This window comes from Pseudomonas sp. G.S.17 (assembly GCF_038096165.1).
Taxonomy (GTDB): domain Bacteria; phylum Pseudomonadota; class Gammaproteobacteria; order Pseudomonadales; family Pseudomonadaceae; genus Aquipseudomonas.
The window spans coordinates 4,329,019-4,341,020 of sequence record NZ_CP151076.1 but is presented as its reverse complement, the minus strand read 5'-3'; the positions used below and the strand labels follow the sequence as shown (position 1 = coordinate 4,341,020).

Below are 12,002 nucleotides of genomic sequence, written 5' to 3'. Positions count from 1 at the left end.
CATGAGTAATCTTCACCAGACTCAGCAGCACAACAACGACAAGGCCACGCTTCTCGAGCGGCTGATTTTCAATAATCGGCCGGCAGTGATCGTCATTTGCCTGCTGGTCAGCGCCTTTCTGTTCTGGCAGGCCACGCTGGTTCGACCCTCCACCAGTTTCGAAAAGATGATTCCGCTGGAGCATCCGTTCATTCAGAAAATGATGGAGCACCGCAACGACCTGGCCAACCTGGGCAACACGGTGCGGATTTCTGTCGAAGCCGTGGATGGCGACATCTTTTCCAAGCAGTACATGGAAACCCTGCGCGAAATCAACGACGAGGTGTTTTATATCCCCGGCGTCGACCGTTCCGGACTCAAGTCGTTGTGGAGCCCGAGCGTGCGCTGGACCGAAGTGACCGAGGAAGGCTTCGCCGGTGGCGAGGTGATTCCGCAGAGCTACAACGGTTCGGATGACAGCCTGGATTTGCTGCGCAACAACGTGCTCAAGTCCGGACAGGTCGGCCGTCTGGTATCCAACGACTTCAAGTCGAGTATCGTCGACGTGCCGCTGCTGGAGTCCTACCCGGACCCTGAAGACCAGGGCAAACTGGTCAAGCTGGACTACCAGCAGTTCTCACATCAGCTGGAAGAGAAGATTCGCGACAAGTACCAGGCGCAGAACCCCAACATCAAGATTCACATCGTCGGTTTCGCCAAGAAAGTCGGCGACCTGATTGATGGGCTGTTGATGGTGGTGCTGTTCTTTGGCGTGGCGTTCCTGATTACCCTGGTGCTGCTGATCTGGTTTACCCGCTGTATTCGCAGCACGATCGCGGTATTGAGCACCACGTTGATTGCCGTGGTCTGGCAGTTGGGCCTGATGCATGTGGTGGGTTTCGGGCTGGACCCTTATTCGATGCTGGTGCCGTTCCTGATTTTCGCCATTGGTATTTCCCACGGCGTGCAGAAGATCAACGGTATTGCCCTGCAATCCAGCGACGCCGAGAACGCCTTGACGGCGGCGCGGCGCACCTTCCGCCAATTGTTCCTGCCGGGGATGATCGCGATTCTGGCCGATGCGGTGGGGTTCATCACCCTGCTGATCATCGACATCGGGGTGATCCGCGAGTTGGCGATTGGCGCGTCGATTGGTGTCGCGGTGATCGTGTTCACCAACCTGATTCTATTGCCGGTAGCGATTTCCTACGTTGGCATCAGTAAAAAAGCGGTCAGCCGCAGCAAGAAGGATTCAGTCTGTGAACATCCGTTCTGGCGCCTGCTGTCGAACTTTGCCAGCGCCAAGGTCGCGCCGGTTTCCATCGCTCTGGCGGTGCTGGCCTTTGGTGGCGGGCTTTGGTACAGCCAGAACCTGAAGATCGGCGACCTTGACCAAGGCGCGCCGGAATTGCGCCCGGATTCGCGTTACAACAAGGACAACAGTTTCATTATCAACAACTATTCCACCAGTTCTGACGTACTGGTGGTGATGGTCAAGACGCCGCGCGAAGGATGCTCGGCGTACCCGACCCTGTCGGCGATCAACGAATTGACCTGGAAGATGGAGAACACGCCAGGCGTGCAATCGGCTATTTCCCTGGTGACCGTGTCCAAGCAAATGATCAAGGGCATGAACGAGGGCAATCTGAAATGGGAATCCCTGTCGCGCAACAAGGACGTGCTCAACAGCTCCATTGCCCGGGCCGATGGCCTGTACAACAACGATTGCTCGCTGGCGCCGCTGTTGATTTTCCTCAACGATCACAAGGCCGAAACCCTGGATAGGGCGGTGCATGCGGTGCAGGATTTCGCCAAGGAAAATAACCGCGAAGGCCTGGAATTCCTGCTTGCAGCGGGTAACGCCGGTATCGAAGCGGCGACCAACGAAGTGATCAAGCAGACCGAGATGACCATTCTGATCCTGGTCTACATCTGCGTCGCGACCATGTGCATGATTACCTTCCGCTCCTGGGCGGCGACCTTGTGCATCGTCTTGCCGCTGGTGCTGACGTCGGTGCTGGGCAACGCCTTGATGGCGTTCATGGGGATCGGCGTCAAGGTCGCGACCTTGCCGGTGATTGCCTTGGGCGTGGGGATTGGGGTCGATTACGGCATCTACGTCTACAGTCGCCTGGAAAGCTTCCTGCGCGCGGGCCTGCCGTTGCAGGAAGCGTATTACGAAACCTTGAAGTCCACCGGCAAGGCGGTGTTGTTCACCGGTTTGTGCCTGGCCATTGGCGTGTGCACCTGGATTTTCTCGGCGATCAAGTTTCAGGCCGACATGGGCCTGATGCTGACCTTCATGCTGCTGTGGAACATGTTCGGCGCGTTGTGGCTATTGCCAGCACTGGCGCGGTTCCTGATCAAGCCGGAGAACATGGCGGGCAAGGTGGGGAATTCGTTGTTTTCCCATTGACGTGTGTTCATCCGTAGGAGCGGCTTCAGCCGCGAGCGACGCTCTCCCGGCTGAAGCCGGTCCTACGGGTTATCTCGCCCCAACACCACACTCAACGCATTCCTGGCATCGTCGAGCTGCACCAGCGTCGCATGTCGCGCGCCGAGGGCGTCGCGGTTCTGGATGGCGGTGAGGATCGCCTTGTGACGCGGCAGCGCCAGCTCGTGCAGGTTGGGGCGGCGATTGGAATGTTTGAGGGCTTCACGCAGCGCCAGCGACAGCATATTGCACAGGTGCGAGAGCAGGTCGTTGTGGGTGGCGTCGGCGATGCGGCTGTGAAAGTCCAGGTCCGGCTGCAACAACGCTTCCGGCGTCGGCGCGGCTTCCATGCGTTGGTAGGCTTCGTCGATGGAGGCGATTTCTTCATCGGTAGCGTACTGGGCGGCCAGCGCGGCAACTGCTGGCTCGATGACCGCCCTCACGCTGGTGAGCAGGTTGAAGAATTCGTTTTGCGGGGTGCTCTGCATGACCCAATGCAACACGTCCGGATCAAGCAAGTGCCATTCCTTACGCGCTTTGACGACAGTGCCTACGCGCGGGCGGGAATAAACCAGGCCCTTGGCGACCAGAACGCGAGTTGCCTCACGCAGGACCGGCCGACTGACCGCATATTCTTCGCACAGCAAGGCTTCGGCGGGCAGCTTTTCGTCAGGCTTGAAACGCCCTGAGACGATCTGCATGCCAAGTTCCTGGACGATGCGGGCGTGCATGCTTTTACGGTCGGAAGGCTTTCGGTAATCCATGGGAACGCAAGTCGATCCTGAGCGATGAATGCGGCGCATCATAGCATTGGCGCACGATTGCAGGAGATTGCGCGCTTGCGTAGGACCGGCTTTAGCCGGGAGAGCGTCCTCCCGGCTAAAGCCGGTCCTACAGTGCAAGCCTGCAAATCTATCAATCAGTGCGAATGACGCGGCACCTCGGCCCCGCGGCAGCCCACCAGGAAGTCGAAATCGCAACCCTGGTCCGCCTGCAACACGTGCTCGACATACAACTCACGATAGCCACCGACCAACAGTTTTGGCGGTGCTTGCCAGTCCGCGAGGCGTGCGGCCAGTTCGGCATCGGGGATATCCAGATGCAGACGACCCGTCGCGCAGTCGAGTTCGATCCAGTCACCTTCCTGCACCACCGCCAGCGGTCCGCCCGCAGCCGCTTCAGGCGCTACGTGCAAAACCACGGTGCCATAAGCGGTGCCGCTCATGCGCGCATCGGAAATCCGCACCATGTCAGTCACACCTTGAGCGAGCAACTTGGCGGGCAGGCCCATATTGCCGACCTCGGCCATGCCTGGGTAACCCTTGGGCCCGCAGTTTTTCATGACCATCACCGAGTTGGCGTCGATGTCCAGATCCGGATCATTGATCCGCGCCTTGTACATGTCGAAGTTCTCGAAAACCACGGCGCGGCCCCGGTGCTGCATCAATGACGCGGTGGCGGCGGACGGTTTGAGCACTGCGCCCAATGGCGCAAGGTTGCCGCGCAGCACACAGATGCCGCCATCGGCGCGGATCGGATTGTCCAGGGCGCGGATCACTTCGTCTTCACCGTAGATCGGCGCGTTTTTGGTATTTTCGCGGATGGATTTGCCGTTGACCGTTAACGCGTCAGGATTGGGCAGCAACTTGGCCTCATCCATGCGGCGCAGCACGGCGGGCAAGCCACCTGCGTAGTAAAACTCTTCCATCAGGAAACGTCCGGACGGCTGCAAGTCGACGATGGTCGGCATGCCTCGGCCGATGCGTGTCCAGTCGTCCAGCTCCAGATCCACGCCAATGCGCCCGGCGATGGCTTTGAGGTGGATGACAGCGTTGGTCGAGCCGCCGATGGCCGCATTGACCCGAATCGCGTTTTCAAACGCTTCTTTAGTGAGGATCTTCGACAGACGCAGGTCTTCGCGGACCATTTCCACGGCGCGCATGCCCGACATATGCGCCAGCACATAACGACGTGAATCCACGGCCGGGATCGCCGCATTATGGGGCAGGGAAGTGCCCAATGCTTCCGCCATGCAAGCCATGGTCGACGCCGTGCCCATGGTGTTGCAGGTGCCGGCCGAACGCGACATGTCGCCTTCCGCCGCGAGGAAGTCATCGAGGGTGATCTGCCCGCCTTTATAGGCTTCGTGCATTTGCCAGACCACGGTGCCGGAGCCGATGTCCTTGCCTTTGTGCTTGCCGTTGAGCATCGGCCCACCAGTGACGACGATGGCCGGAACGTCACAACTGGCCGCGCCCATCAGCAACGCCGGAGTGGTCTTGTCGCAACCGGTGAGCAGCACCACGCCATCAATGGGATTGCCGCGAATCGCTTCTTCGACATCCATGCTGGTCAGGTTGCGGGTGAACATCGCGGTGGGGCGCAGGTTGGATTCGCCGTTGGAGAACACCGGGAACTCCACCGGCCAGCCACCGGCCTCGATCACGCCGCGCTTGACGTGTTCGGCGATCTGCCGGAAGTGCGCGTTGCACGGCGTCAGCTCGGACCATGTGTTGCAGATGCCAATAATCGGCTTGCCCTGAAATTGATGATCGGCGATGCCCTGATTCTTCATCCAGCTGCGGTACATAAAGCCGTTCTTGTCGGCAGTACCAAACCATTGGGCAGAACGCAGGGTGGGTTTTTTATCGGAATCAGACATGATCGGCTCTCTTATTGTAAGACTTAATGGCGTTTATGACGGTTAAAGTAAGCGCAAATTCGCCTCATTGGAAGAGTTGTGAGCTAAATAGTAATACTATATAGTCGGTTTTCAATGAGGGAATGACCCTGGCAAAAGCTCACGCTCGAAGCCAGAGGCGGCCCCGGAGGTTCCATAACAAAAACAATTGGAGACCGCTTTCATGAGCCAGGAACTCAGGCTTATTCGCCGCATCACCCTGAAATTGATCCCCTTTCTGATCCTGCTCTACCTGATCGCTTACGTTGACCGGTCCGCCGTCGGCTTTGCCAAGCTGCACATGAGCGCGGACATCGGCATCGGTGATGCGGCTTATGGCCTGGGTGCCGGTCTGTTCTTCATCGGCTATTTCCTCCTGGAAATCCCCAGCAACCTGATGCTTGAACGTTTCGGCGCGCGCCGCTGGTTCGCCCGGATCATGATCACCTGGGGCGCAATCACCATCGGCATGGCGTTCGTGCAGGGCGCGCACAGCTTTTATGTGATGCGTTTCCTGCTGGGCGCGGCAGAAGCCGGCTTCTTCCCTGGCGTGCTGTACTACATCACCCAGTGGTTCCCGGTTCGCCATCGCGGCAAGATCCTTGGCCTGTTCATCCTTTCCCAACCCATCGCCATGATGATCACCGGCCCTGTGTCCGGCGGTCTGCTGGGCATGGAAGGCGTACTCGGCCTGCACGGCTGGCAGTGGCTGTTCATCGTGATCGGCACGCCAGCGATTCTGCTGACCTGGCCGGTGCTGCGCTGGTTGCCGGACGGTCCGAAACAAGTCAAATGGATGGATCAGGCCGAGAAGGACTGGCTCACCGGTGAGCTGAAAAAAGACCTCGAAGAATACGGCCAGACCCGCCACGGTAATCCGCTGCACGCCCTGAAAGACAAACGTGTCTTGCTGCTGGCGCTGTTCTATCTGCCAGTAACGCTGAGCATTTATGGCCTGGGCCTGTGGTTGCCGACGCTGATCAAGCAGTTCGGCGGTACTGATCTGGTAACCGGATTCGTGTCTTCAGTGCCCTACATCTTCGGCATCATCGGCCTGCTGATCGTGCCGCGCAGTTCTGACCGCCTGAATGACCGTTACGGACATCTGGCGGTGCTTTATGTGCTGGGCGCTATCGGCCTGTTCCTCAGTGCCTGGCTGACCATTCCGGTCGCGCAGCTGGCAGCTTTGTGTCTGGTGGCCTTCTCGCTGTTTTCCTGCACTGCCGTGTTCTGGACCTTGCCGGGACGTTTCTTTGCCGGTGCCAGCGCCGCAGCCGGGATTGCCTTGATCAACTCGGTGGGCAACCTGGGCGGTTACATCGGTCCGTTCGTGATCGGCGCGCTCAAGGAATACACCGGCAATCTTGCGTCCGGGCTGTACTTCCTGTCTGGCGTGATGGTCTTCGGCCTGGTGCTGACCGGCGTGGTGTATCGCCTGCTGGAGCGCAAACACGTCTTGCCCGCCAGCGATTTCGCGGCAAGTGCGCGCAGCCGCCAAGCCTGAATTGTTTTGTGGGAGCGAGCTTGCTCGCGAAGGCGGTGAATGTGCTGGCGTTTTCGCGAGCAAGCTCGCTCCCACAGTCCGTACTGTATGAAAGGAGATCCCAATGAACCTCGTGCAATTCGAATTGAGCAACGGCCAGCGTCGCGTCGGTCTGGTAGACAGCGATCTGATCCGCGAAGTGCAGGGCGCACAGAGCGTGCGCGAATTGGCGTTGTCGGCCATTGATGCGGGCGTCGATCTGGCTCGGCAGGTCGACAGCCAAGGCCTCGGTGACAGCCACGATTATGCGCAACTGCTCAGCGAGCAGCGCATCCTGCCGCCGCTGGACCATCCCGACCCTGCGCACTTGCTGGTCAGCGGTACAGGTTTGACGCATCTGGGCAGCGCTTCGGCGCGGGACAAGATGCACCAGCAGGCCGGCGACGAAGCGTCGATGACCGACACCATGCGTATTTTCAAATGGGGCGTGGAAGGCGGCAAACCCGAGGCCGGTCAGGCCGGCGTGCAACCTGAGTGGTTCTACAAAGGCGATGGCGGCATCGTCGTGCGTCCTGGCGCGGCGTTTCCATTGCCACCTTTTGCCGAAGACGGCGGCGAAGAGCCAGAACTCAGCGGCCTGTATGTGATCGGCAACGACGGCAAGCCATATCGCCTGGGTTTCGCCATCGGCAACGAATATTCCGACCACATCATGGAACGCAGAAACTACCTGTACCTGGCCCATTCCAAGCTGCGCGCCTGTTCGTTCGGACCTGAACTGCGGGTGGGCGAGCTGCCGCAGAATCTGGCCGGCACCAGTCGGGTCATTCGTGATGGCGCCGTGCTGTGGGAGAAGGAATTCCTCAGCGGCGAGGCCAACATGTGCCACAGCCTGGAAAACCTCGAATACCACCACTTCAAATATGCGCAGTTCCTGCGTCCGGGCGACGTGCATGTGCATTTCTTCGGCACCGCGACCCTGTCGTTCGCCGACGGCATTCGTACCCAGCCGGGCGACCAGTTTGAAATCAGCCAGGCCGAATTCGGCAAGCCGCTGGTCAACGGGATCGCCGCGAGTGAAGCCGCGTTTCAGCCGGGTGGGATTGGCCGGCTTTAACGCCCGGGCGAGGTAGGAGCGAACGTGTTCGCGAGGCGCCATTGCTGTGTAAGCAGGCCCAGAGTATCGCCAACACGTTGGCTCCCACCTGCTCTACGACACCAATAAAAATAACGAGGTGTGCACATGACCAACACTACTGTGCCCGTCGAAGCCTTCGACGAGGACGCTTTCGAGGACCGGATTTATCGCAAGGTGAACTGGCGGATCATCCCGTTGTTCATTGCCTGTTTCCTGTTCGCCTATCTGGATCGGGTCAATATCAGTTTCGCCAAGTTGCAGATGCAGAGCGATCTGGGTTTCAGCGAAACGGTTTACGGCCTCGGCGCCAGCCTGTTTTTCGTCGGCTACTTCCTGTTCGAAGTGCCCAGCAACATGCTGCTGCACAAGATCGGCGCGCGAGTGTGGATCGCGCGGATCATGGTGACCTGGGGCATTACCTCGGCCTGCATGATGTTCGTGCAGAACGAATTCTGGTTCTACACCCTGCGGTTCCTGATCGGTGTGATGGAAGCGGGCTTTGTCCCCGGTGTGCTGTATTTCTTTACCCAGTGGTATCCGGGTAATCGGCGGGCGCGGGTCAATTCCTACTTCAAGAGTTCGATCTGCCTGTGCGGTATTGTCGGCGGTCCGATTGCCGGATTGATTCTCGGCCATTTTGATGGCGTGCTGGGCATGCCCGGCTGGCGTTGGTTGTTCCTGCTGGAGGGCATCCCTTCGGTGCTGCTCGGCATCGTGGTGTTCTGGTTCGTCTGCGACCGGATCGAAGATGCGCCATGGTTGAATGAGCGGGAGAAGAAAGTCGTGCTGGCGCGGATGGCCAAGGAAGTGCAGCCGGAGATTCCCCAGACCTTCAAGGACATCTGGAAACACCCGACCACTTACGTGATGTCGGTGATCTATCTGTGCCTGGTGATGGCGCTGACCGGCCTGTTGTTCTGGATGCCGCAGTTGATCAAGACCGCAGGCGTCGCCGACACCATGAACATCGGGCTGTTGACGGTCATTCCGTATCTGGGCGCCGTGGTCGGCAATCTGTTGATCGGTGCCAGCTCGGACCGCCATGGCGAGCGTCGCTGGCACATGGCCGGTTGCGCGTCACTGACCGCTGCGGGTTATCTGGTCTGCGCCAGCTTTCCTGGACAGCTGGTGCCGTTGATGGTCGGCATGACCATGATCATGACCGGGATCATCGCCTGGATGCCGATCTTCTGGACCATTCCGCCGCGCTTTCTCAGCGGACTGGCGGCGGCTGCGGGGATCGCACTGATCAACTCCATTGGTCAGCTCGGCGGGATCATTGCGCCGTTCATGGTTGGCCGGATCAAGGACCTGACCGGCGTCGCCACGCCGGCGCTGTACGTGCTGTGCGCCGTCTGCGTGCTGGCTACGGCGTTGATTATCTGGGGCATACCGAATCGCTATTACGTGCGTGAGACCATTCACGACAAGCCGATTGCGTCACCGGCGTAAGCCCCGGCCTGACCGAACAGGGCATTTTGGCCTATCATTCGCCTTTTTCATGAAGGCGAATGAAATGACTGACGCTCCTGCCACCCTGTGCGAATCCCTGAAGACCGCGACCATGCTGGAAATCGACGGCCTGCACATATGGGATTTCTTCCTCAAGGTTTTCCTGACTATGGAATGCATGGACGGTCGCGAGCGCAAGACCTGGCGTTTCACGTTGGAGCAGGTTCGTGCAGCGACGTTCGATGCCGCGAAGGAAAGCTGGACGATCAACGACGGCACCGACGATCACAGCCTGAAATGCCTGGATGCGTTCACCCCGAGCAATGACGTGGACGAGCTTGAAGAGGACGGATCCGAATAAAACCAATCCCGGGCAGGCAGTGTCATAGAGGTAACTTTCGCGTCGATGGCGCCCGATAACAATCCACAAGAGATATGCCCCATGACTCGTAAATTCCTGCCGTTGCTGACGCTGGTCAGCGCAATGAGCGCTCTGCCGCTACAGGCTCAAAGCATGACCGACTACGACGTACTGATTGGTTCATATACCCAGGGTGCCAGCGAAGGCATCTACCGTTATCGTTTCGACAGCCAGACCGGCAAGCTCGACGCCAAGCCGCTGCAAGTGATCAAAAGCGAAAATCCGTCCTGGCTGACCCTGTCCAAGGATCAACGTCATCTGTTCGCAGTCAACGAAAACGGCCCCGGCGGCAGCGATGTGGTGGGCAAGGTCAGTAGTTTTGCCATTGACCCCAAAAGCCATGAGGTGACGCCGATCAATCAAGTGGTCAGCCGTGGCGACGAGCCGACCCATTCGAGCCTGAGCCCGGATGAGCGTTTCCTGTTTGTCTCCAACTACGCGGTGCATCCCGATCCGGGCGGCGCCCTTGCAGTGATTCCGGTGGGCAAGGACGGCAAGCTGTCTGATGTTGCGCAAGTCAGCAACAATCACGGCGCCAGCAAGGTCAACGCGGAACGCCAGGCCTCTTCCCACGTGCACTCAGCGGTTCCAACGCCGGACGGCAAGTATCTGGTGGCCAGCGATCTGGGCGCCGACAAGTTGTTCGTGTTCAGCTACGACGGCCAGAAAACCCAGCCGTTACAGCCCGCCAAACATCCGACTGTAGAGCTGGCGCCGGGCAGTGGTCCTCGGCATCTGTTGTTCAGCAAGGACGGCAAGCACGCCTGGCTGACGCTGGAAATGCTCGCCCAGGTTGCGGTATTCGATTACCACGACGGTGCATTCAAGCAGACCCAATTGGTGGATCTGAAGAATAAAGGCGTGCAGCAGAAAGTCGGCGCGGGTGGTTTGCACACCTCGGCGGACGGCAAGTTCCTGTACGTGGCCAATCGCGGTGAGGCCAATCAGTTGCTGGTGTTCGCAATCGACGGCAAAGGCCAGCTCAAGGAAGTTCAGCGCCGTTCCGTGGAAGGCACCGAGCCCCGGGAGTTCAGTTTTGACCCGAGCGGCCACTTCATGTTGATCGCCAACCAGAAAAGCAATCAGATCGTCACCGTCAAGGTTGACCCGAAAACCGGATTGCTCGGCGAGACCGTGCAAAAGGTCGACTTCGATTCGCCTTCGGACTTCCGTTTTCTGACACGCAAGTAGCTTTGGATCGACGCCAGCCCGCCAGATACGCGGGCTGGCGTATGTATTAATCCGGCTGATATGAGCTAGTGCTACAAAACATTTCGAATGATCGGCCCTCGGGGGTAAGTTTGAGTCACGGCCAAGACGGTCAAGACTTGAAACGAAGCTTCCACAGAACATCCGAGGGTTACCGCCATGAACTTCAATATCTTCTCCATCATCGCCGCGTCCGCCATCTCCGCCACTGTTGCGCTGCCAGCCCACGCCAGTGTCGAAGTCGCCGACAAAAAAGCTCACTCTACCCAGACTTACTCCCCTAAGTATCTGCAACAAAGCGCCAAGTTCTACGCAGCACTGGATCACAAGATTCAACAATGAATGTATTTAACAAGTGAATCCATTCCCCGTTAATGAACGGTTCAATACCGGGGAATGGATTCGCAATCAAAGTTGTAGGTAACAGCCGCCGCTTTCGCGAGCATGTTCGCTTACCCAGGTTTTTGCGACCCCTGATCATTGCGTATCAGACCCCTGCAAATTCTGCCAGTGAGCCTGCTCGCGAAAGCGTCAGATGAAATTCCCTTGGCCCGCGCCTGTTAAGTCGCGGGCTTTTTTTTACTGGATTTTTACGTATCCATTATCAACCGACCTGATATCCGCTATGCCCAGCCATCGTTTTTCAATACTGCGTTTTTCCACGATCCTGTCGGCCTGGAAACACATCACGGAGTTACAACCATGGCCACTGCCATTCTTCATTCAATCAAACAAGGCGCTTATATCGCCATTTCGCTTTATGTTGTTTTCATCGCCGTGGTCACTGTTACCAGCATGAATCCACAACTTACAACGCCGTCGGCGCAAACCCTGGTTGAGCGTACTGCGGTTAATGCCCAGGAGCGTGCGTCGTGAGTGGCGGGAAGTTATGGGTAACAGCCGGGCTCGCGGTATTGATCAATGGCGGTTCATTGCTGGGGGTTGGCCAGGGTTCAGTGGGCGGGTTGGCGCGCAGTATCGAATGCCGACACGAGATCGCCCACGCCATTGAACGGTCCAGGGCACAGAACATGGTGGCGGGGAATCGGCCGGAAAGAGCAGGCGACCCTATTTAAACCTGTAGGGGGGAATTTATTCGCGAGACGTTCGTGGCGGCGACACAGATTTTGCGGCGTGAACGCTGGACTCTTCCCGGATAAATCCGGTCCTACACAGACTGTGTGAAAACTACTGCGCCCGACAATA

At 58.4% G+C, this 12,002-nt stretch carries 11 protein-coding genes; 9 read left to right on the top strand and 2 right to left on the bottom strand.

Features of this window, described 5'->3' with window-relative positions:
- Position 1 precedes the first annotated feature (1 nt).
- On the top strand, positions 2 to 2,395 hold the full coding sequence (locus tag AABC73_RS20290; RefSeq protein ID WP_341520680.1) for an RND family transporter: 2,394 nt from the start codon (positions 2 to 4) through the stop codon (positions 2,393 to 2,395).
- 62 nt (positions 2,396 to 2,457) lie between these two features.
- On the opposite strand, the gene AABC73_RS20285 is transcribed toward AABC73_RS20290, so the two are convergent.
- Positions 2,458 to 3,177: a FadR/GntR family transcriptional regulator gene (locus AABC73_RS20285; protein WP_331151874.1), complete on the bottom strand. Its 720-nt coding sequence runs from the start codon at positions 3,175 to 3,177 to the stop codon at positions 2,458 to 2,460.
- 155 nt (positions 3,178 to 3,332) lie between these two features.
- The gene (locus AABC73_RS20280) at positions 3,333 to 5,075 is read right to left on the bottom strand and encodes an IlvD/Edd family dehydratase (RefSeq protein ID WP_341520679.1); all 1,743 of its coding nucleotides are present in this window, start codon (positions 5,073 to 5,075) and stop codon (positions 3,333 to 3,335) included.
- A gap of 202 nt (positions 5,076 to 5,277) precedes the next feature.
- Here AABC73_RS20280 and AABC73_RS20275 point away from each other — a divergent pair, with 202 nt between their 5' ends.
- The 8 genes from AABC73_RS20275 to AABC73_RS20240 all read left to right on the top strand — a co-directional run bounded on the left by AABC73_RS20275 (position 5,278) and on the right by AABC73_RS20240 (position 11,872).
- On the top strand, positions 5,278 to 6,597 hold the full coding sequence (locus AABC73_RS20275; protein ID WP_341520678.1) for an MFS transporter: 1,320 nt from the start codon (positions 5,278 to 5,280) through the stop codon (positions 6,595 to 6,597).
- Positions 6,598 to 6,700: 103 nt separating this feature from the next.
- Positions 6,701 to 7,693 carry an AraD1 family protein gene (gene araD1 / locus AABC73_RS20270; RefSeq protein ID WP_341520677.1) on the top strand — a complete coding sequence of 331 codons (993 nt, stop codon included), beginning with the start codon at positions 6,701 to 6,703 and terminating at the stop codon, positions 7,691 to 7,693.
- Positions 7,694 to 7,819: 126 nt separating this feature from the next.
- Positions 7,820 to 9,166, top strand: coding sequence for an MFS transporter (locus tag AABC73_RS20265; protein ID WP_341520676.1), 1,347 nt, complete (start codon positions 7,820 to 7,822; stop codon positions 9,164 to 9,166).
- A 64-nt stretch (positions 9,167 to 9,230) separates the two neighbouring features.
- On the top strand, positions 9,231 to 9,527 hold the full coding sequence (locus tag AABC73_RS20260) for a DUF5629 family protein (protein ID WP_341520675.1): 297 nt from the start codon (positions 9,231 to 9,233) through the stop codon (positions 9,525 to 9,527).
- A gap of 81 nt (positions 9,528 to 9,608) precedes the next feature.
- The gene (locus AABC73_RS20255; protein ID WP_341520674.1) at positions 9,609 to 10,778 is read left to right on the top strand and encodes a lactonase family protein; all 1,170 of its coding nucleotides are present in this window, start codon (positions 9,609 to 9,611) and stop codon (positions 10,776 to 10,778) included.
- Positions 10,779 to 10,955: 177 nt separating this feature from the next.
- Complete coding sequence (locus AABC73_RS20250; RefSeq protein ID WP_341520673.1) at positions 10,956 to 11,138, top strand: hypothetical protein; 183 nt, start codon at positions 10,956 to 10,958, stop codon at positions 11,136 to 11,138.
- 360 nt (positions 11,139 to 11,498) lie between these two features.
- Positions 11,499 to 11,672, top strand: coding sequence for a hypothetical protein (locus tag AABC73_RS20245; protein ID WP_341520672.1), 174 nt, complete (start codon positions 11,499 to 11,501; stop codon positions 11,670 to 11,672).
- Entirely contained in the window at positions 11,669 to 11,872 is a 204-nt protein-coding gene (locus tag AABC73_RS20240) for a hypothetical protein (protein WP_341520671.1), read from the top strand. The genes AABC73_RS20245 and AABC73_RS20240 overlap by 4 nt, the downstream gene beginning before the upstream one ends.
- Positions 11,873 to 12,002: the final 130 nt, after the last annotated feature.